Raw genomic sequence first — 23,868 nt, forward strand, 5'->3', positions numbered from 1 at the left:
ATGACCGCCTTGGCCTCGGAGCCCGCAGGTCGTGACGCATCGAACACCGAATTCTCTTTCCCCTTGTCAGAGGCTCAGATCGGGATCTGGAACGCGCAGCACATTGCTCCGCAGGTGCCCTTGACCGTTGCCCAGTACGTCGAAATCCACGGCGAATTCGACGCATCCGTTCTCGGTCGGGCCATGCGGCTGTGTGCTGCCGATTTGCAGAGCCTGCGGCTGCGCATTGTGGAGGTGGCGGGGGAACCGCGGCAGCTGGTCGGTCCCGACAGCCCGATCGAGGTGGTATCGCACGACTTCCGATCCTGTGCCGACCCACGCGCGGCGGCGATGTCCTGGATGCGACGGGACGCGGCCGTTCCGATCCCCGTCCTGGGTGATCGGCTGTTCGAGACCGCCGCGCTGCGGGTAGGGGACGACGAATACCTGTGGTACGCCAAGATGCACCACATCGCCATCGACGGCTACGGCGCGATGCTGCTGGTCGCGCGGATCGCCGAACACTACACCGCGCTGATCGGCGGCACCGCCGCGAGCCCGGCGGTGGCCAGGGACCTGTATTCGATCTACGAATCCGAACGCGACTACCGGGACTCCGAGCAGTTCGAACGGGACCGGCAGTTCTGGAGCGAACGTTTGGCCGCCATCGGTTCCGAATTCAGCCTCAGCGACCGCCACGGTCCGGTGGGGGCCGAACGGTTGATCGAGGGCGGCCTGCTCGACCCGGCCGCGACCGCCGAACTCGCGGCGGTACGTTCGCGCTTCGGAGCTTCGCGCCCGGCATTGTTGACGGCCGGGGTGGTCGCGTATCTGGCCGCCGTCACCGGCCGTCAGGAGGTCACCCTGAGCCTGCCGGTCACCGCACGCACCACCGCCGGGCTGCGGATGTCGGCGGGCTACGTATCGAATGTGGTTCCACTGCACTTCGAGGTCACCGGCGACCACTCGATCGAGGATCTCGTGGGTCGGGTCGATCCCGGCATTCGTGACGCGCTGCGGCACCAGCGGTATCGGCACGAGGATATGGCCCGCGACCGGGGCGCGGCCGGTACGGACCGTGGGTTCCTCGGGCCGGTGGTCAATATCATGCTGTTCCACAACGGCATTCGCTTCGGAAACGCGGCCGCCACCATGCATCTGCTGTCGACCGGACCGGTGGAGGATCTGTCGGTCAACATCTACAACGGCTCCGGAGACGGCGAGCTGCATATCGACTTCATCGGCAACCCGGCGCGCTACACCGTCGACGAACTGCGTGCGCACCATGGGCGCTTCCTGGCCTTTCTCGCCGATTTCCTCAGTGCCGCACCGCCGACCCGGGTGTCGGAGCTGTCGGTGCTGGGCGCCGCCGAGCGACAGCTGGTGCTGCGGGACTGGGCGTTGACGCCGGCGGTCGCCGCCGACGGCGGCTTCGCTCCCACCGCCACCCTCGCCGACCTCTTCGACGCCGCCGTCGCCGCGCACGGCACGGCCGTGGCGGTGCGCGGCGACGGCCGCACCCTGACCTATCGGGAATTGGACGATCGGGTAAATCGCCTGGCACGCGAGCTCATTCGGCGGGGCGTCGGTCCGGAGGCGCTGGTCGCCGTCGCACTGCCCCGCTCGCCCGAGCTGGTCGTCGCGCTGCTGGCCGTGATCAAAGCGGGCGGTGGTTACCTGCCGGTCGACCCCGACTATCCGGCCGACCGCATCGCCTACATGCTCTCCGATGCTCGTCCGACCTGCGTCGTCACCGCCGGAACCGCGGCCCTGACACTGCCTCCGGAGCTTCCGGTCGTCGATCTGGAGCGCTGGAACGCGGCCGAGACCGACGGTGCGCCGATCACGGCCGCCGAGCGGCCGGCCACCCTGGCCCCGCAGCACATCGCCTACGTCATCTACACCTCGGGCTCGACCGGCCGCCCGAAGGGCGTGCAGATCCCGCACGCCAATGTGGTGACCCTGTTTCGGAACACCGCGCCCGCCTTCGGGTTCGGGCCCGACGACGTATGGACGCTGTTCCACTCCTATGCCTTCGACTTCTCGGTCTGGGAACTGTGGGGGCCGCTGCTCACCGGCGGCACCCTGGTCGTGGTCGACTACCAGACGTCGCGATCCCCGGCGACCTTCCTGGCTCTGCTGCGCCGCGAGCGGGTCACCGTGCTCAATCAAACGCCGTCGGCCTTCCACCAGCTCGCCGATGTCGAACGAACCGACTCCGATCCCGACGCCGCACCACTATCGCTGCGCTACATCGTCTTCGGCGGTGAGGCGCTGGACGCGCGCCGCCTCGCCGACTGGTACCGCCGCCACGACGACACCGCGCCGCGGCTGGTCGACATGTACGGCATCACCGAGACCACGGTGCACGTCACACACCGTGCGCTCGACCGTGACGTCGCGGCATCCGGCGGCGGCATCGGCCGGGCACTGCCGGGATTGGGAATCCTCCTGCTGGACAAGCGGCTACGGCCGGTGCCGCTCGGCGTCGCCGGGGAAATCCATGTCTGCGGCGGCCAGCTCGCACGCGGGTACCTCGGCCAGCCGGGGCTGACCGCCGCTCGGTTCGTCGCCGATCCGTTCGGGCCGCCCGGTACCCGGCTCTACCGATCGGGCGACCTCGGGCGGTGGACCGCCGCCGGCGAACTCGAGTATCTGGGCCGGGCCGACGAACAGGTGAAGGTGCGCGGTTTCCGCATCGAACTCGGTGAGATCGAGGCGGCGCTGGTGGCCGACAGCCGGGTGCGCCAGGCGGCGGTGATCCTGCGACACGACGAGACCGACAATCCGCGGATCGTGGCCTATCTGGTACCCGAATCGACCGTGGCGCTGGATCTCCCGGAGCTGCGCACAGATCTGGCACGACGGCTCCCGGACTACATGGTGCCCGCGGCGTTCGTGCCGCTCGATGCCATTCCGCTGACGGCCAACGGAAAGCTGGATCGCCGGGCGCTGCCCGAGCCGGTCGCGGTGACGGTGGCCTATCGTGCCCCGGTCAGCCGGGCGGAGCGAGCCACCGCGGCGGTGCTGGCCGAGGTGCTCGAGGTGGAGCGGGTCGGCCTGGACGACGGCTTCTTCGCCCTGGGCGGCAATTCCCTGAGCGCCACCCGGGTGGCCGCGCGTCTGGGCGCGGAGCTCGGTGTCACCGTGCCGATCCGGCTGGTGCTCGAGGAGTCCACGGTGGCCGCGCTGGCCGAGCGGGTCGCGGCGCTGCACCCCGACGGCCGGGACACGCGGCTGGCGGTCCGGCCGCGTCCCGCGCGCATTCCGCTGTCCCCGGCACAGCAACGCCTGTGGTTCATCAACCGATTCGACCAGCGCGCCCACACCTACAACATCCCGTTCGCCATGCGTATGTGCGGTGAGCTGGACAGCGACGCGCTGCGGGCGGCCGTCGCCGATCTCGTCGCTCGTCACGAGCCGCTGCGCACCGTATACCCGGATGGCTCGGACGGTCCGCGGCAGTTGATCCTGCCCCCGGAGGCGGTCACCCCGCGCCTCGACGTGCGCGACGTCCGCGCCGAGGAATCGGACGCGTGCCTGCGTGCCATCGCCCGCGTCGGTTTCGACCTGACCGTGGAGCCGGGACTACGCATCGAACTACTGCGCGTCGCAGCGCACGAGCACGTGCTTGTCGTCGTCATCCACCATATCGCCGCCGATGGCTGGTCGCTGGCGCCGCTGCTCGCCGACCTCTCCACGGCGTACACCGCGCGACTGTCCGGTCACGGCCCGGACTGGTCCCCGCTGCCGGTCCAGTACGCCGACTACAGCGTGTGGCAGAGCGAGGCACTCGGCGACGCGACCGACCCCGACAGCGCGGCCGCGGCCGAGCTCGCCTACTGGCGCGATCAGCTGACCGACCTCCCCGACGAACTGTCGCTGCCGTACGACCGACCGCGCCCGGCCGTGCAGTCGTTCCGGGGCGCCAAGGTTGCCGTCACGATCGATGCCGCTGTCCATACGGAACTGCTGCGACTGGCCCGCGACACCGATGCCACACCGTTCATGGTCGTGCACGCGGCGTTCTCGGTGCTGTTGGCCCGTATGTCCGGCGGCGACGACATCGCGGTGGGCACACCGGTGGCGGGGCGCGGCGAACGGGAGTTGGACGCTCTGATCGGCATGTTCGTCAATACGGTGGTATTCCGCGCCCGGCTGGATCCGGGCGAGTCCTTCCGGGCGCTGCTGTCCCGGCAGCGAACCGCCGACCTGGCCGCCTTCGCGCATGCGCGGTTGCCGTTCGAGCGGCTGGTGGAGGAATTGAATCCGGTCCGCTCCACCGCCCGGCATCCGCTGGTGCAGATCGGCTTCTCTTTCCAGAACCTGGGTGCCGTCACGGTCGACCTGCCCGGGCTGACCGTGTCCGGATCGGCGATCGAGACCGGTGTCGCGCAGTTCGATCTGCAATTGGTGCTCACCGACCACTACGACGACACCGGAGCGCCGACCGGGATCGCCGGGCACATCGTCTATGCCACCGACCTGTTCGACGAGACGACGGTCGCCGATCTCGCGACGCGCTTCACGCGCGTCCTCACCGACGCCGTCGCCCGTCCGCACCTGCCGGTCGGTGATCTGGATCTGCTGGGCACCGTCGAGGCGACGCGAATTCTGCGTGAGTGGAACGCCACTGATCATGCGGTGCCGGACCGCCAGACGCTGGCCTCGCTCTTCGCCGCGCAAGCCGCGCGGACACCGGCCGCCGTGGCTCTGGTGGCGGATCACGGCACGGGCGAACCCCTGACCCTGACCTACCGGGAGTTCTCGGCGAGGGTGAATCGCCTCGCGCGCCACCTGATCTCACTGGGGGTGGGCCCGGAAACGCGGGTGGCGCTGGCGGTGCGCCGCTCCACGGAGCTGATGGTCGGCATGTACGCGGTGCTGACGGCCGGGGGCGCGTACATTCCGATCGACCCGGACCAACCTGCGGAACGCCTCGATCGGATCCTGCGCGGCGCCGGACCACATGTGCTGCTGAGCACCGTCGCCGACGGCGCCGGGTTGCCGTCGACCACCGTGCCGGTGGTGGCGATCGATGCCCTGGACCTGTCCGCACTGCCGCCCTACCCGGTGCTCGACGGGGAGCGGCGTTCCCCGTTGCGACCGGAGCACACCGCCTACATCGTGTTCACCTCGGGGTCCACCGGTCGCCCGAAGGGCGTCGCGGTACCCCATCGTGCGGTGGTGAACCAATTGCTCTGGAAACAAGCCACATTCGGCCTCGACAGCGATGACACGGTGTTGTTGAAGACCGCCGCGACCTTCGACCTGTCGGTATGGGAGCTGTACTCGGCGGCCCTGGTCGGCGGTCGCACCGTGATCGCCGCCCCGGACGGCCATCGCGATCCGGCGTATCTGCGCACCCTCATCGGCGCACAGCGGGTGTCGGTATTGCATCTGGTGCCGTCTCTGCTGACCGCGCTGCTGGCGGGATCGCCCGCCGACCTGCCCGCCACGACGCGGCTGGTACTCGCCATCGGCGAGACACTGCCCGCGGCGACGGCACAGCGCTTCCGCCGGGTCAATCCACACGTCCAGTTGTGGAATCTGTACGGCCCCACCGAGGCCGCGGTCTCGGTGACCGCGCATCGGGTGGACGACCGCGATACCGCGACGGTCGCGATCGGCCGCCCGGAATGGAATACCCGGGCCTACGTGCTGGACGCACGGCTGCGGCCGGTTCCGCCCGGCGTGGTGGGTGAACTCTATCTCGCGGGTGTGCAGCTGGCGCACGGCTATGTCGGAGCGGGGGCGCTGACCGCGGAACGATTCGTGCCCAACCTGTTCGCCGCCCCGGGCGAACGCATGTATCGCACCGGCGATCTCGCGGCCTGGACCACGACCGGAGAGCTGGAGTACCACGGGCGCACCGACTTTCAGGTCAAGATCCGGGGGTTCCGGATCGAGCTGGGTGATATCGAGGCCGCGCTGCTCGCTCAGGAGGGCATCGCCGCCACGGTCGTCGTCACCCGTCCGGATGCCGACGGCGGTGACCGGCTGGTCGCCTACCTCGCACCCGAACCGGGCCACACCCCGGACCCCGAGACCGTGCGGGCCCGCCTGGCCGCCCTGCTGCCCGCCTACATGGTGCCCGCGGCGCTCGTGGTGCTGGACGCGCTGCCGGTGACCGCCACCGGCAAGGTGGACCGCGCGGCGCTGCCGGACCCGGTCTTCGCCCCCGCTCGCTACCGCGCACCGCTGAGCCGGGCGGAGCGGCTGGTGGCGGCGGTCTTCGCCGAGGTGCTCGGGGTGGAGCGAATCGGTCTGGACGACGATTTCTTCGCCCGCGGCGGCAACTCCCTGCTCGCGACGAAGGTCGCTGCCCGCCTGAGCCGATCGCTCGAGACGGCGGTCGAGGTCAGGGCGCTGTTCGACGCGCCGACGGTGGCGCGGCTGGCCGCACGGTTGGAGACGGCCGCGGGCAGCGGCGGCCGCCCGGCCCTGACGGCGGGGCAGCGGCCGGGTCGGATTCCGCTGTCGTCGGCGCAGCGACGGCTGTGGTTCCTGAACCGACTGGACGCCGCATCGGGTGCGTACAACATCGCCGTCGGCCTGCGGTTGTCGGGCCGGTTGACGGACCCTGCGCTGGAATCCGCCGTTACCGATGTGGTTGCTCGCCACGAGGTACTGCGAACGGTGTTCCCGGAGGATGCCGAGGGACCGCACCAGGTGGTGCGGCCGATCTGCGCGGTGCCCGTCGCGCGGATCGCGTCCACCCCCGACACCGCCGACGCCGACGCACGAGAATTCGCCGCGGCCGGATTCGATCTGACGGCCGAGACGCCGATACGCGTGGGCCTGCTGCGTCTCGCGCCGGAGGAGCACCTGCTCGTGGTCGTCGTGCACCACATCGCCGCCGACGGCTGGTCGCTGACGCCGCTGGCCGCGGATCTGGTGGCGGCCTACCGCGCCCGGCTCTCCGGTGTCGCGCCGCACCGGCCGCCACTGCCGATCCAGTACGCGGATTATGCGGTGTGGCAGCAGGATTCGCTGGGCGACCCGGACGATCCCGACAGCCTGGCCGCGCGTCAGCTCGCCCATTGGCGGGCACGCCTCGCGGAGCTGCCCGAATGCCTGGACCTGCCCACCGACCGGCCGCGGCCGCCGGTGGCGTCCCAGTGCGGGGCGACGGTCCGCACCCGGCTCGAGGCACATACGCATGCCGAGGTGGCGGCGATGGCACGTAGTCGGAGCGTGAGCGTCTTCATGGTGCTGCACGCGGCCCTGGCCGCGCTGCTGGCTCGGCTCGCCGCCACCGACGACGTGGCCGTCGGCACACCGGTGGCGGGGCGCACCGATCCCCGCCTCGACGACCTGATCGGCATGTTCGTGGGCACCCTGGTGCTGCGCACGCCCGTGGACACCGCCGCGCCGTTCGCCGCACTGCTGGACACCGTGCGCGATACGGATCTGGACGCCTTCGCCCATGCCGATCTGCCGTTCGAGCGGCTGGTCGAGGCACTGGCCCCGGTCCGGTCGGCGGCGCATCACCCGCTGTTCCAGGTGATGCTGTCCGTACACAGCGCGGTGGCCGACACGGTGGAAATGCCGGGGTTGCGTGCGACCGCGACAGCACTCGACACCGCAGCCGCCCGGTGGGATCTTCAGTTCACCCTCGTCGAAAGGCATACCGCCACAGGCGACCCGGCGGGCATCGATCTCGAGTTGACCTACGCCACGGATCTGTTCGCCCCCGAGACCGCACGTCGCCTCGTCGAGCGTTTCATCCGGCTGCTCACCGTCGCGGCGATCGAACCGGAACTGCCCGTAGGGGAGCTGCCGCTGCTCACCGCCGAGGAAACCCATGCCCTGACACCGGTACTCGGCGCGGCGGCCGCGCCGGTGCGGACGCTGGCCGAGATCTTCACCGCCGCGGCCGCCATCGACCCGGCCCGCCCCGGCGTTCGAGCCGGTGCGCGGGAGCTGAGCTACGGTGAGCTGGACCGGATCTCGAACCGACTCGCCCGGCTCCTCATCGGCTCCGGTGTCGGACCGGAAAGCACTGTCGCGCTTGCTCTGTCCCGCTCGATAGAGTCCGTGTACGCGCTGGTGGCGGTGACCAAGACGGGCGCGGCGTTCCTGCCGGTCGACCCGAACTACCCGATGCCGCGCAAGCGGCACATGCTCACCGACTCGGATGTCCGGGTGGGACTTACCGTCGCCGGGCACCGCGGGGAACTCCCCGACGGCGCGGTCGATTGGCTGGTCCTCGACGACGCGGCGGTGACCGGCGACCTGGCACGCCGTTCGGACGACCCGATCACGGACGCGGATCGGACGGCCCCACAGCACATTTCGCATACGGCCTATCTGATCTACACCTCCGGGTCGACCGGTACACCCAAGGGCGTCGCGGTCACACACACCGGGCTGGCGAATTTCACCCGCACCATGGCCGAGCGGTTCGGCGTCGAATCCGAGTCCCGAACACTGCATTTCGCCTCGCCGAGCTTCGACGCCTCGGTGCTCGAGCTGTTGTTGGCCTGGGGGGCGGGCGCGACCGTGGTGATCGCGCCGCCCGAGCTGTACGGCGGTGAAGAACTCGCCGAACTGCTGGAGCGAGAACGGATCAGCCACGCCTTCCTGACGCCCGGTGCACTCGCCACCGTCGATGCACGGCGCTGGCCACTGCTCGGTCTGCGCTGTCTCATCGTCGGCGGCGAAGCCGTCAGTGCCGAACTGGTGCGGCGCTGGGGGCGGGACCGAACCATGTTCAACGCCTACGGGCCGTCCGAGTCCACCATCGCCGCGGTCGTCTCCGCCGCGCTCGTACCCGGGGAGCGGATCGTCCTCGGCGGCCCGATCCGTGGTGCCGGGCTGGCCGTACTCGATCGCCGCCTGCGCCCGGTCCCGCTCGGGGTCGTCGGCGAGCTGTACCTCAGCGGTGCGGGACTGGCACGCGGCTATCGGGGTCGTGTCGAGGTGACGGCGACCCGTTTCGTGGCCGACCCCTACGGCGGTCCCGGCGAACGGATGTACCGCACCGGTGACCTGGTGCGCTGGAGCGCGGGCGGCGAACTGGTGTTCGTCGGCCGCGCCGACGATCAGGTGAAGTTGCGTGGATTCCGCGTGGAACTCGGCGAGATCAACGCCGTCGTCACGGGATGTGCGGGAGTTCGCTTCGCGCACACCGAGCTTCGCGCGGACGACGGTGGTCGGGCGCGGATCGTCTGCTACGTACTCGGCGAGGGAGCCGATGCGGTGGACCCGCGGGCGGTGCGTGCGCACGCCGCGGCCTGTCTGCCCGCCCACATGGTGCCCTCGGCGATCGTCCCCCTGGCCTCGGTGCCGCTGTCGCCCAGCGGCAAACTGGACCGCCGCGCGCTGCCGGAACCGGCATGGGAGGCCGAGGACCGCGGGCGCGCACCCGCGACCCCGGCCGAGGAGCTGGTGGCCGCGGAGATGGCGCGCATCCTCGGCCGGGAGATGGTCTGCGCCGATCACGGCTTCTTCGATCTCGGCGGCGATTCATTGTCGGCCACGCTGCTGGTTTCCCGGATCGCCGCCGCGCACGGGCACCGGCTCGCCGTACGCGAGGTGTTCGACCATCCGACCCCCGAAGGACTGGCCCGCATCCTGGACGGCGCCGTGGACGAGGCGGTGTCGCTCCGCCCGCGGCTGCGTCCGGGTACCGCGCTCGCCCGCGTTCCGCTGTCCTCGGCACAGCAGCGGCTGTGGTTCCTCAATCAGCTCGACACCGACTCGGGCGTGTACAACATCCCGGCGGCGCTGCGACTGCGCGGCCCGCTGGACGAGGCGGCGCTGCGGGCGGCGCTGCTCGATGTGATCACTCGGCACGAGATTCTGCGCACGCTCTATCCGCAGGACGAGCACGGACCGCACCAGGTGGTGATTCCCGCCCACGACGTGCCGATGCCGTTGACCCGCATGGAGGTGTCGCCGCTCGAGGTCGAATACGATGTGGAGGCCTTCGCCGAGCCCGGTTTCGACCTCACCACCGAGCTGCCGCTGCGGGCCGAGCTGATGCGCAGCGGAGACGCCGACTTCACCCTCGCGCTCACCATTCACCACATCGCCATGGACGGTTGGTCGCTGGCTCCACTCCTGACCGACCTCCTGACGGCCTACGCGGCGCGCCGGGCCGGACAAGCCCCGGAGTGGCCGCCGCTGCCCGTGCAGTTCCGCGATTTCGCGGTGTGGCAGGCCGAGCTGCTCGGTGATGAACACGATCCGGACAGCGTGGCCGGTCGTCAGCTGCGGTACTGGCGCTCGCGGTTGGCCGGGCTGCCGGACTGCCTGGAGTTGCCGACCGATCGCCCGCGTCCGGCGGTGGCGTCCCATCGCGGCGCGGCGGTGCGGCTGTCCGCGGCCGCCGAAACCGGCACGCGGCTGCGTGATTTCGCGCGCGCCCACGATGTCACCGAATTCATGGTGCTGCACGCGGCCGTCGCGCTGCTGCTGTCCCGCCTCGGCGGCGGCTCCGATATCGCCATCGGCACCGCGGTCGCCGGTCGTACCGAACCCGAACTCGAGGGGCTGGTCGGTGCGTTCGTCGGCACCCTGGTGCTGCGCACGGCGGTGGAGTGCGACCGGGCCTTCCACGAGCTGCTGCGGACGGTACGCGAGACCGACCTGGAGGCCTTCGCCCACGCCGACCTGCCGTTCGAGCAGCTGGTGGAGGCCCTGAATCCGATGCGCTCCACCGCCTACCACCCGTTGTTCCAGGTGAGCCTGTCGCTGGACGATTTCGTGCCCGCCGCGCCCCGGCTGCCCGGACTCGACGTCTCGGTGCTGCGGGTCCAGCCGACCGTGGCCAAGTTCGATCTGCAATTCGCCTTCGGTGCCGATGCCGACGGCGGGCTGGAACTGTGCCTGACCTATGCCACCGATCTGTTCGACGAGACCACCGCGGCCGGGCTCGGCCGTCGCCTGCTGCGCGTACTCGACGCCGTCATCGCCGATCCGGATGTGACGGTGGGCGTGCTGGACATCCTCACCGTGGAGGAGGCACGCGCCCTGTCCCCGGTGTCCGGCCCGGTGTCGGATATCGTGCTCACCCTGCCGGAGCTCTTCGCCCTGGCTGCGGCCGACCCGGATCGAGTGGCTCTGGTCTGCGCGGACCGCACGCTGACCTATCGGGAGCTCGACGAGTGGTCGAATCGGCTGGCGCGCATACTCATCGCGCATGGCGCGGGTCCGGGCGCGGTGGTCGCGCTGGGCATGGCGCGATCGGTCGAGTCGGTGGTGGCCACCGTGGCGGTCGCCAAGACCGGCGCGGCCTATCTTCCAGTCGACGTGCGGCACCCGGCCGAGCGAATCCAGCACATGCTCACCGACTCCGGGGCGCGGCTGGGGGTGACGACCGCGGCGGATCGGGACCGGTTGCCCACCGAACCCGCGATCTCCTGGCTGCCCGCCGACATCATCGCGGAGTCCGAATCATCGGCCCCCGTCACGGATTCTGATCGGCTGCGCGGCGTGCACGTCGACGACATCGCCTATGTCATCTACACCTCGGGCTCGACCGGCGTGCCCAAGGGCGTGGCCGTGCCGCATCGCGGACTGGCCGGATTCGCCCTGGAGCAGCGCGCCCGCTACGGCGTCGAATCCACGAGTCGCACCCTGCATTTCGCATCGCCCAGCTTCGACGCCTCGGTGCTGGAACTGTTGCTGGCGTGGTGCGCGGGCGCGACCATGGTGGTGGCTCCCGCCGACAGCTACGGCGGCGACGAACTGGCGACGCTGCTCAAGAACCAGGCGGTGACGCACGCGTTCATCACCCCCGCGGCGCTGGCGAGCATCGACGCGGCCCGCTGGCGTCTGCCCGCACTGCGCTGTCTCATTGTCGGCGGCGAGGCGGTGGGCGCCGACCTGGTGTCCCGCTGGGCCGCGCACCGCGCCATGTTCAACGCCTACGGGCCCTCGGAAGCCACAGTGGCACCGGTGATCTCGTCGGCCCTGCCGACCGATGAGCCGGTCGTGCTCGGTCGTCCGATCCGCGGTGTCGCGGTCGCCGTGCTGGACACCCGGCTGCGACCGGTGCCGGTCGGTGTGGCGGGGGAGCTGTACGTGGCGGGTGCGGGCCTGGCGCGCGGCTACCTGGAGCGCCCGGCGCTCACGGCGGAGCGTTTCGTGGCGAATCCGTTCGCCGCGCACCCGGGGGAGCGGATGTACCGCACGGGCGACCTGGTGCGGTGGACCGCCGCGGGGGATCTGGTCTTCGTGGGCCGAGGCGACGACCAGGTGAAGATTCGCGGTTTCCGCATCGAACTCGGCGAGATCAGTTCCGTGGTGGCGGCGATCGCGGGAATCGGGTTCGCCCACACCGAGGTTCGCCACGACCGAGCCGGTACGCCCCGGCTGGTCGCCTATGTCACCACGACGGAGCCGGTGGACGTGCGAGCGGTGCGTAGCCAGGCCGCGGCTCGGTTGCCCGGCTATATGGTGCCCGCCGCCGTGGTTCCGCTCGCCGAGGTACCCCTCTCGCCCAGCGGCAAACTGGATCGGCGCGCCCTGCCCGAACCCGACTGGGAGGCGGTCGAGGGCAGCCGCGAGCCCGAGACGCCCAGCGAGATTCTGGTGGCGGCGGCCATGGCCGAGATCACCGGCCGGGAGCGCGTCCACGCCGACCAGGACTTCTTCGAACTCGGCGGCACCTCGCTCACGGCGACCCGACTGGTCGCGCGGCTCGCCACCGCGACCGGCCGGCAACTCGGCGTACGCGCGGTCTTCGAGCATCCCACCCCGGAACGCCTGGCTCAGCTCGTCGACGAGCGGTTGACGCGGGGCGACACCGCGCTGCCGCGGCTGGAACGCGGGCCCCGACCGGATCGGGTGCCGTTGTCCCCGGCCCAGCAGCGGCTGTGGTTCCTCAACCGATTCGACACCGATTCCGGCGCCTACAACATCCCCATGGCGCTGCGGCTGCACGGTCCGGTCGACGTGGACGCACTGCGTGCGGCACTGCGCGATGTGGTGGTTCGGCACGAGGCGCTGCGTACGGTGTTTCCGCAGGACGCGACCGGACCACATCAGGTGGTGCTGGCCGCGGACGGGCTGGAGTTCCCGGTGCCCGTGCTCGACTGCGCCGCCGACGATCTGGCGGCGCGGCTGCGCGCGCTGGCGGTCACGGGATTCGACCTGGTCACCGAGTTACCGCTGCGCGCCGAGCTGCTGCGGGTCGACGACGATCGGCTGCTGGTGGTGGTCGTGCACCACATCGCCGCCGACGGCGGCTCGATCGCGCCGCTGGCGGGTGATCTGGCCGTGGCCTACGAGGCCCGGCGGAACGGTCACGCACCGACATGGCCCGAATTGGCGGTGCAATACGCGGATTTCAGCATCTGGCAGCGGGCGCTGCTGGGTGATGAGGAGGACGGGGACAGCGTCGCCGCCCGGCAGCTGCGCTACTGGCGCGACACGCTGTCGGGGCTGGCCGAATGCCTCGAGCTGCCCGCAGACCGGCCGCGTCCGGCCGTGCGGAACCAGCACGGCGCGGCGGTCACGGCACGACTGGACGGCGCCGCGCACACCGCGCTGTTGCGGGTCGCCCGCGATCACGACGCGAGCCTGTTCATGGTGCTGCACACCGTGTTGGCGGTACTGCTGGCCCGCCTGGCGGGCACCGACGACGTGGTGGTCGGCACGCCGATCTCCGGTCGGGCCGATGCCCGGCTGCACCCGCTGATCGGCATGTTCGCGGGCACCCTGGCCCTGCGCACCCCGGTCGACCGCGCTACGGCCTTCACCGATCTGTTGGCGGCGGTGCGCGATCGCGATCTGGACGCCTTCGCGCACAGCGACATTCCGTTCGAGCGATTGGTCGAAGAACTCGACCCGGTGCGATCCACCGCGCACCATCCGCTGTTTCAGGTGATGCTGTCGGTCCACGACTCACTCCCGGCGGTACCGCTGTTCGACGAGATCGAGGTGACGATCGAGGAGATCGCGCTCGACATCGCGAAGTTCGATCTGCAGTTCACCTTCACCGAAACCCATACCGCCCAGGGTGATCCGGACGGCATCGACATCCGGCTGACCTACGCCACCGATATCTTCGACGTCGGCACTGCCGAGCGGCTGGCGGGCCGATTCCTGCGGCTGCTGGCCCAGGTCAGCAGGCGGCCGCGCAAACCGGTCGGCGATCTGGACCTGCTGTCGGTACCGGAGCGCGCCACCCTGGTTCCGGCGCGGGGTCCGGCCGGGCCGGTGGCGGCCACCCTGCCGGAGCTGTTCGCCGCGGCCACCACCGAACGGGACCGTGTCGCGGTCGTCGCGGCGGACGGCGCACCGACCTACGGCGAGCTGGACGAACGGTCGAATCGGGTGGCGCGAGCGCTGCTCGCCCACGGCGTCGGCCCGGGCGACACCGTCGCCCTCGCCCTGCCCCGCTCGGCGGCATCGGTGCTCGCGACGGTAGCGGTCGCCAAGACGGGGGCGGCGTTCCTGCCCGTCGACGTTCGCTATCCCGCCGATCGCATCAGCCATATGCTCACCGATTCCGGTGCGCGTCTGGGCGTGACCGCCGCCGTGACGGATACGCGGCTGCCGAGGGACATCGGCTGGCTGTCCCTGGCCGAGCTGGCGGGCTTCGAGTCGGCGGCGGCCGTCACGGACGCGGACCGGGTGCGATCCCCGGGTATCGACGACGTCGCGTACCTGATCTACACCTCCGGCTCGACCGGCCGTCCGAAGGGCGTGGCGGTGACCCACCGTGGTCTCGCCGGGTTCGCCCTGGAGCAGCGCACCCGCTACGGCGTGGAATCTGGCAGCCGGACGCTGCATTTCGCGTCACCCAGCTTCGACGCCGCGGTGCTCGAACTACTGCTCGCCTGGTGTGCCGGGGCGACCATGGTGATCGTGCCGCCCGAGGTGTACGGCGGCGACGAACTGGCGGCACTGCTCGACCGCGAACAGGTCACGCATGCCTTCGTCACGCCGGCGGCACTGGCCAGCATCGACGCCGGCCGGTGGCCGTTGCCCGCCCTGCACCGCCTCGTGGTGGGCGGTGAAGCCGTAGGCGCCGAACTGGTGGCTCGCTGGGCCCCGGGTCGGGCGCTGCACAACGGGTACGGGCCGACCGAGACCACCATCATGAGCGCCATCTCGGACCCGATGTCGGAGTCGGCCCCCGTGGTACTGGGCCGCCCGATCCGCGGCACCGCCGTGGTGGTGCTGGACCAGCGATTGCGGCCGCTCCCTCCGGGAGTCACCGGGGATCTGTACATCGCCGGTGACGGTCTGGCCCGCGGCTACCAGCTGCGCCCGGGGCTCACCGCGCAGCGCTTCGTGGCGAACCCCTATGCCACGCTGCCGGGGGAGCGGATGTACCGCACCGGCGACGTGGTGCGGTGGACGGAGAACGGCGAGCTGCTGTTCCTGGGCCGCGGCGACGATCAGGTGAAGATCCGGGGCTTCCGCATCGAACCGGGAGAGATCAGCGCGGTGGCGGCGCAGGTCGACGGAATTCGCTTCGCACACACCGAAGTACGCCGAGATCCCGCCGGGGCACCGGCCATCGTGTGCTTCGTCGCGCCGGAGAACGGCGATACCGACGCCGATACGGCATGTCTGCGGGAAGCGGTGGCGCGCCGGCTGCCCGCGCACATGGTTCCGGCGGCGTTCGTGCCGCTGTCCGAGATTCCGCTGTCGCCCAACGGCAAGCTGGACCGCCGCGCGCTGCCGGAACCGGTCTGGCCCGCGGCGACCCCCGGCCGCGCTCCGCGCACCGCCACCGAACGGGTGGTCGCCGGGGTGATGGGCGAGGTGCTCGGTCGCTCCGACATCGGGGCCGATCAGGGCTTCTTCGACCTCGGCGGCAACTCGCTCTCGGCGACCCAGCTGGTCGCGCGCCTCGCGGCAGCCGGTGGTCGGCAGCTCGCGGTGCGTGCGGTGTTCGACCATCCGACACCCGCGGAACTGGCCGCGCTACTGGACGATTCGGCATCCGATCCGCATCCGGCCCGCCCGGCGCTGCAAGCCCGACCGCGGCCCGCACGGGTGCCGCTGTCCTCGGCGCAACTGCGCCTGTGGTTCCTCAACCGCTTCGAGCCCGGTTCCGGGGCCTACAACATTCCGGTTGGTCTGCGCCTGCTCGGGCGTCTGGACATCGACGCGCTGCGGCATGCCGTCGCCGATGTGGCCGCTCGGCACGAGATACTGCGCACGATCTTCCCGGAGGATGCCGAGGGACCGCATCAGGTGATCCTGCCGCCGGACACCCCGATTCCGTTCGTGCGCGTCGTCTCCAGCGCACGCACGATGGTCGACGACGCGGTCGAGGTGGCGCGCACCGGATTCGATCTGGGTGCGGCACCGCCGCTGCGGGCCGCGCTGCTCCGGGTCGGTCGCGACGACCACGCGCTGGTGCTCGTGGTCCATCACATCGCCGCGGACGGGTGGTCGCTGACCCCGCTGGCCGCCGACCTGGTGGCGGCCTACGAGGCGCGCCGCGCCGACCGTGCCCCCGAGTGGTCGTCGCTGCCGGTGCAGTACGCGGATTACAGCCTGTGGCAACGGGAGGCGCTGGGCAGCGAGGACGATCCGAACAGCGTCGCGGCGGCGCAGGTGCGGTACTGGACCGAGCGGCTGGCCGAGCTGCCCGAATGCCTGGAGCTGCCCGCCGACCGCCCGCGTCCGGCAGTGGCCACCCACCGCGGTGCCACGACGTCGGTACGGGTGGACGCGCGGCTGCACGCCCGCGTCACCGATATCGCCCGGGCGCACGATGCGAGTGTCTTCATGGTGTTGCACGCGGTGCTGGCGGTGCTGATGGCCCGGACCGGTGGCACCGGCGATATCGCAATCGGCACGGCCGTGTCCGGTCGCGGCGACGCCGCGCTCGACGATCTGATCGGCATGTTCGTGGGCACGCTGGTCCTGCGCACCCGGATCGACGGCGCGGCCGATTTCCCCACGGTGCTGGCGGCCGTACGCGATACCGATCTCGACGCCTTCGCCTACGCCGACCTGCCCTTCGAACGACTGGTGGAGCTGCTCAACCCGGTTCGCTCGACCGCACACCATCCGCTGTTCCAGGTGAGCCTGTCGCTCACCAACGTGGGCGTGCCCACGGTGCGGCTGCCGGAACTGGAGGTCTCGGGCCTGCCCGTCGATCCGGGCCTGGCGAAGTGCGATCTCCAATTCACCTGCACCGAAACGCGGACACCACACGGGGATCCGGACGGCATCGAGTTGAACCTCACCTACGCCACCGATCTGTTCGACGCCACCACGGCGGACCGCCTGAGCCGCCGCTTCGTCCGGTTGCTCGAGGGCGTGCTCGACGATCCACACGCCCCGGTCGGCGATATCGATCTGCTCAGCGCCTGGGAGCGTTCGGTGCTCGCACCCGGTCGCGGCGCGCCCGCCGCGTCGCCGATCGTCCTGCCCGAAATGTTCGCCCGCGCCGTGGACACCACCCATCCGGCGCTCGTCGCGGATGCCCGCACGGTGAGCTACAGCGAGCTCGACACCTGGTCGAACCGGTTGGCCCGCAGGCTCATCGCGGCCGGTGTCGGACCCGGCGACGTCGTGGCGCTGGGCCTGGCGCGCTCGGTGGAGTCCGTCGTCGCGGCGTTGGCCGTCGCCAAGACCGGCGCGGCCTTCCTGCCCGTGGACGTGCGCCATCCGGTGGACCGTATCCGGCACATGCTGACCGATTCCGCGGTGCGCTGCGGCCTCACCGTCGATGCGGACCGGGCCGCGTTGCCCGGGGATCTCGGAGTGGAGTGGCTGCCGGTCGACACCGCGTCGGAGTGGCCGGCCGGCGCGATCGACGAGGGGGAACGCAGGGGACCGCTGCGTCTCGACGAGATCGCGTACGTGATCTACACGTCGGGTTCGACCGGCCTGCCCAAGGGCGTGGCCGTGACCCACCGCGGCCTGTTCAACTGCGCCGAGGTGCAACGGGTTCGCTTCGGCGTGGACCGCGGCTCGCGCACCCTGCACCTGGCCTCGCCCAGCTTCGACGTGTCCGTGCTGGAACTGCTGCTCGCCTGGTGCGCGGGCGCGACCATGGTCATCGCCGGGACCGACGTCTACGGCGGCGACGCGCTGGCCGAGCTGCTCGAGACCCGGGCGGTGACCCACGCCGTGATCACGCCGGCCGTCCTCGCGACCATCGACACCGAGCGCTGGCCGCTGCCTCGGCTGCGCACCCTGGTGGTCGGTGGCGAGGCGTTCGACCGGGAGCTGGTGGAGCAGTGGGGAGGTGGCCGGGCCATGGTGAACGGCTACGGGCCCTCCGAGGCGACCATCGCCACCACCTTCTCCGCGCCGATGCACCCCGAGCGGCCGATCGCCCTGGGTCGTCCGATCCGCGGTGTGACCGCGATGGTGCTGGACGGGCGGATGCGCCCGGTGCCGCTGGGCGTGGTCGGGGAACTCTATGTCGGCGGCATCGGTGTGGCGCGCGGCTATCACCGCCGACCGGTGCTGACCGCCGAACGATTCGTCGCGGACCCGTCCGGGGGTCCCGGTGCGCGTATGTACCGCACCGGTGACCTGGTGCGCTGGAACGCCGACGGCGAACTCGTCTTCGTCGGCCGCGCCGATGATCAGGTCAAGGTGCGCGGCTTCCGAATCGAACTCGGCGAGATCACCGCGGTCGTCGCGGGCTGCGAGGGAGTCCGATTCGCGCACACGGATATTCGCTACGATGCCGCAGGTCGGGCGCAGCTGGTGTGCTACGTGGTCGCGCTGGACGATCGGACCCTCGACACCGGTGCCCTCCGTGCCGCGGCCGCAGTACGGCTCCCGGCGCACATGGTGCCCGCCCTGTTCCTGGTGCTGGACTCGATCCCGTTGTCGCCCAACGGAAAACTGGACCGGCGGGCGCTGCCTGAACCGAGCTGGACGAGGTCCGACGGCGGGCGCGAGCCACGCACCGACGGCGAGCGGGTGGTGGCCGCCGCGATGGCCGAGGTAATCGGGCAGGAGCGAGTTCTGGCCGAGCACAACTTCTTCGAGCTGGGCGGCAACTCGCTCTCGGCCACCCAGCTGGTGGCGCGGATCGCGGCGGCCTCCGGGTGCCGTCTCGAGGTGCGGGCGGTATTCGAGAATCCCACCCCGGCCGGGTTGGGCGCAGTGCTCGATCACGCCGACAGCGGTGGCCGCGGTCCCGAACTGGTGGCGCGGACCCGCCCGGCGCGGGTGCCGCTGTCACCGGCGCAGCAGCGGCTGTGGCTGCTCAACCGCTTCGACACCGGCTCCGGGGCGTACAACGTGCCGCTGGTGCTGCGGCTACGGGGGTCGTTGGACGAGACGGCGCTGTGCCGGGCGGTCGCCGATGTGGTGGCGCGCCACGAGGTGCTGCACACGGTGTTCCCGGCGGACGCGGAGGGACCGCATCAGGTGCCGGTTCCCGACGCCACGCCCCCGGTTCCGATCGTCGACAGCACCGAGGGTGAGGTGTCCGACCACGTGCGCCGCTGTGCCGCCGATGGATTCGACATCAGCCGGGAGATACCGATTCGCGCGCGGTTGCTTCGGCTCACGGCAGTCGAACATGTGCTGGTGCTGGTCTTGCACCACATTGCCGCCGACGGCGGCTCGGTCGGACCGCTGGCGGCGGATCTGACCGCCGCCTACGCGGCCCGCAGCGTGGGCAGCGCACCCGAATGGCCGCCGCTGCCGGTGCAATACGCCGACTTCAGTCTGTGGCAGCACGAGACGCTGGGCAGTGAGCAGGATCCGGAGAGCCCGGCCGCACGCCAGTTGGCCTACTGGTCCGAGCGACTTGCCGGTGCGGCGGAATGCCTGGCGTTGCCGAGTGATCGGCCACGCCCGGCCGTACCCTCGCACCGAGGCGCGTCCGTGGCCGCTCGGATCGACGCGGAATTGCACGATGCCCTGACCGATCTGGCGCATCGCAGCGGTGTCAGCGTTTTCATGGTGCTGCACGCCGTCACGGCGGTGCTGCTGAGCCGCCTCGCCGGTGTCACCGACATCTCGGTGGGCACGCCCATCGGCGGTCGCGTCGATCCGAGGCTCGAGCCTCTGGTCGGGATGTTCGTGGGCACGCTCGTGCTACGCACGGCGGTGCCGCCCGACCGATCCTTCGCCGATCTGCTGCACTCGGTGCGTGAAACCGATCTGGATGCCTTCGCGCACGCCGACATACCCTTCGAACGTCTGGTGGAGGCGCTGGCACCGACCCGGTCCGCCGCGTACCACCCGCTGTTCCAGGTGATGCTGTCGGTGCACAGCACGGTGCCGGGCACACCGCGGCTGGACGGGCTGAGCGTCGTCGCCGAAGACCCTGGCGTCGAGGTGGCGAAATTCGACCTCCAGTTCACCCTCACGGAGACGCGAACGGACGGGGGTGGTCCGGGCGGCATCGAGCTGTGCGTCACCTACGCCGAGGATCTGTTCGACCGCGACACCGTTCGCGAGCTGTGTGAGCGGTTCCGGCGAATCCTGGCCGCCGTCGTCGCACAACCCGACACCCTGGTCGGGGACGTGGATCTGCTCGACGTACGGGAGCGGCGTGTGCTCGCACCCGTGCGCGGTGCGGCGTCGACCGGTGCGGCGTCGTTCCCCGCGCTCTTCGCCGCCGCCGTTGCCGCGGGTGCCGACACCGTCGCGGTCCGCGATCACGAGATCCAGATGAGCTACGACCAACTCGACCGTGCCACCAACCGGCTGGCCCGGGTACTGCTGGAACTCGGCATCGGCCCGGAATCGTATGTGGCGCTGGGTATCCCACGATCCGTCGAATCGGTGCGGGCCATGGTGGCGGTGATCAAGACCGGAGCCGCCTTCGTGCCCGTCGATCCGTCCTACCCGGCCGAGCGCATCCGGCACATGGTGTCGGACGCGGACGCGCGGATCGGCCTCACCGTCGCCCACTGTCGCGACGCCCTGCCCGACGGGAGTCGGTGGCTGGTGCTCGACGACCCCGGCTTCGCGGCCGAGGTGCGGACGTATTCGGACGCGCCGGTGCGAGTCGCCGAGCCCGGCGGTTGGCCGCGGCTCGACCACCCCGCGTATCTGGTCTACACCTCCGGATCGACCGGCGTGCCCAAGGGCGTGTGTGTGACGCACGCGGGTATCGCCGACTTCACCGCCGAGTTGGCCGCACGCGGCGGGGTGACCGCCGAATCACGGGTACTGCACTTCGCCTCCCCCAGTTTCGACGCCGCCATCCTGGAGGTGTTGCTCGCACTCGGCTCGGCCGCGACGCTGGTCCTCGCCGATCCCTCGGTATACGGTGGTGACGAGCTGCGAGAGTTGTTGCGCACCAACGCGATAACGCACGCTTTCAGCACGCCGGCAGCGCTGTCCACCGTCGACGCCACGGGTCTCGACCAGCTCGGGTTCGTCATGGTCGGCGGGGACCGCACCGATCCGGAACTGGTGCGGCGGTGGGTGGACGACACCACCGCGTCCCGCCGCACCATGCTGAACGCCTACGGGCCATCGGAGGCAACCGTGGCGGCGACCGTGAGCGCCCCGTTGCTGCCCGGTGCGCCGATCACGATCGGAGGGCCGCTGCGGGGGTTCGCCGTCGTGGTGCTGGACGACCGGTTGCATCCGGTGCCGATGGGCGTGCCGGGGGAGCTGTACCTGGCCGGAAACGCTCTGGCACGCGGGTATCACCGGCGACCCGGACTGACGGCGGCGCGATTCGTCGCCGATCCGTTCGGAGCGCCCGGCACCCGCATGTACCGCACCGGTGATCTGGTGCGTTGGCTGCGGCTCGAGGGCCGTTGGGAACTCGAGTATCTCGGTCGCACCGATCATCAGGTGAAGATTCGCGGCTTCCGTATCGAGTTCGGTGAGATCGACGCCGTCCTCGCCACCCATCCGGAGGTGGCCGCCGTCATTACCATCGGCTACGACCTGCCGGGCGGCACGACGATCCTGGCCTCCTATGTGGGTTGTGCGCCCGGCGCCCACCCGACGGCGGCGGAGCTGCGCCGCCATGTCGCCGCCAAGGTGCCGGGATACATGGTGCCGCAGGCCATCACGGTGCTGGCGGAGCTGCCGCGAACGCCCGCGGGCAAGATCGACCGTGCGGCGCTGCCGGAACCGGTGCTCCTCGCGAGCGCCGGTTATCGTGAGCCGGGCAGCCCACTGGAAGCTCGGGTGTGCGCCGTCTTCGCCACCGTCCTGGGGTCGGACACGGTGGGAGCCGACGACAACTTCTTCGAACTGGGCGGCAACTCCCTGCTCGCCACCCGGCTGGTGGCGGAGCTCGGGGACACCCATGGTGCGCGGATTCCCATGCAGGCCCTCTTCCTGGATCCCACACCGGCCGGGATTGCCGCATATGTCGCCGACCGGGGCGGTCCTGTCGATGCCGTCGCGGCCGCGCTGGATCCACTGCTGCCGTTGCGAGCGCGCGGCACGCTGCCGCCGCTGTTCTGCGTCCATTCGGTCAGCGGCGTGGCCTGGAACTATGCGGCCCTGCTGCCGCACGTCGAACCGGAGCGGCCGGTGTACGGCCTGCAACTGCCGCATCTCACCGAGGACGGCGTCGGCATCGACTCCATCGAAGAACTGGCCCAACGCTATATCCGTGAACTGCGCGCGGTGCGTCCGCACGGCCCCTATCACCTGCTCGGCTGGTCACTGGGCGGATTGATCGCCTATGAGATGGCGGTGCAGCTCCGCGCGGCGGGTGCACAGGTGGGTGTGCTCGCCCTGCTCGACAGCCGGGTGCTGGCCGACGCGCCCGAACCCACCGATCCCAGTGCGGGCGAACTGCTGGCCGCGCTACTGGGGGACGAGAGCCTGGCGACGCGTCACATCACTCCGCAGCATGCCGCGCGACTGCTGCGCGAACGGCAGGGCCCGCTCGGCTCCATCGATCCCGAGCGGGTGGAGCGGATGTACGCGGGGTACCTGGCGGGGACGGCCATGGGCCACCGGTATCGCCCCGGCGTCTACGACGGCGATCTGCTGTACTTCACGGCCACCGAACCGGTTCCGCCCGCGGAGCCCACCCGGGCCCCGGCCCCGGCCGGTGGTGCCGCCCCGTGGCGGCGGGTGGTGCGCGGTGCGGTCGACGAGCACGTCACCGCATGGTCGCACGTCGATATGGGCTCGCCCCCGGCACTGGGCGAGATCGGTCCGGTAGTGCGGAGTCATCTGAACGATGCAGCGACGGAAGAAGTACCGACAGAAGGGAATGCACGATGAGCGACACCAATCCGTTCGACAACGACGAGGGCGAGTTCTCGGTGCTGCGCAACGCCGAAGGGCAGTACTCGCTGTGGCCCGACTTCGCGCCGATCCCCGAGGGATGGCAGGTCGTCCACGAGGGCAGCCGCCGCGACTGCCTCGATTACGTGGAGCTGCACTGGACCGATATGCGTCCGAACAGTCTGATCGCGGCCATGGGGGGTGATGGGCGCGGCTAGTGATCAACGGCGGTCGCGATCGGCGCTGCCCGTATCCCGGTGGTGGCGGTCGACGCTGATCGCCGCGGCCGTGGCCGTCGTGGTGGCGGGGACGGGACAGGTTCGAACGGAATATCGGACCCCCGACCGGCTACCGCACGGCCATGCTCGTGCCGACCCGAGTTTCACCGTCTTCATGCCGGTGGCGGGCGCGTTCCGCGCGCTCGATGCGGGGACGACGAGATGGTTGCGCGCCGACCGCGCCGCCCTGCTGAGGATCATCGCCTATCACACGGTTCCGATCGGCCTGCCGCCCGAAATGCTCGAGGGCAGCTATCCCACCCTCGCGGGCCGCGAATTGACTGTCACGCGAGGTACGCACGGTCTCGAGGTCAACGGCGCGACGGTGCTGCGTGGTGGTTTCCGAACGGCCGACGCCACCGTCTACGTGATCGACAGGGTGCTCACCCCGCCGCCGTGACCGCGCCCGCGGCGGCACCGAGGATGGGAGACAACGCTCCGCGACATCGCGCTGACGTGATCCGGGTCACCTGCAAGCTATGATCTTGCACGGTCTTTT

At 70.7% G+C, this 23,868-nt stretch carries 3 protein-coding genes; all 3 read left to right on the forward strand.

The window, feature by feature from the left end:
- From FOH10_RS04745 to FOH10_RS04755, 3 genes are read left to right on the forward strand one after another with little or no spacing between them, the layout of a single operon-like run.
- Complete coding sequence (locus tag FOH10_RS04745) at positions 1–23,088, forward strand: non-ribosomal peptide synthetase (protein ID WP_143979771.1); 23,088 nt, start codon at positions 1–3, stop codon at positions 23,086–23,088.
- Positions 23,085–23,309, forward strand: a complete 225-nt coding sequence (locus FOH10_RS04750) for an MbtH family protein (RefSeq protein ID WP_143979772.1) — start codon at positions 23,085–23,087, stop codon at positions 23,307–23,309. Before FOH10_RS04745 ends, FOH10_RS04750 begins: the two co-directional genes overlap by 4 nt.
- A complete protein-coding gene (locus FOH10_RS04755) occupies positions 23,296–23,769 on the forward strand; it encodes a fasciclin domain-containing protein (protein WP_143979773.1) in 474 nt (157 codons plus the stop codon). The genes FOH10_RS04750 and FOH10_RS04755 overlap by 14 nt, the downstream gene beginning before the upstream one ends.
- Positions 23,770–23,868 lie beyond the last annotated feature (99 nt).

Origin of the sequence: Nocardia otitidiscaviarum (assembly GCF_007362295.1) — a bacterium.
Taxonomy (GTDB): domain Bacteria; phylum Actinomycetota; class Actinomycetes; order Mycobacteriales; family Mycobacteriaceae; genus Nocardia; species Nocardia otitidiscaviarum.

Excerpts from the sequence above, each read along its gene's own strand:
- FOH10_RS04750 (WP_143979772.1), top strand. The coding sequence starts at position 23,085 with ATGAGCGACACCAATCCGTTCGACAACGACGAGGGCGAGTTCTCGGTG.
- FOH10_RS04755 (WP_143979773.1), top strand. The coding sequence starts at position 23,296 with ATGGGCGCGGCTAGTGATCAACGGCGGTCGCGATCGGCGCTGCCCGTA.
- FOH10_RS04745 (WP_143979771.1), top strand. The coding sequence starts at position 1 with ATGACCGCCTTGGCCTCGGAGCCCGCAGGTCGTGACGCATCGAACACC.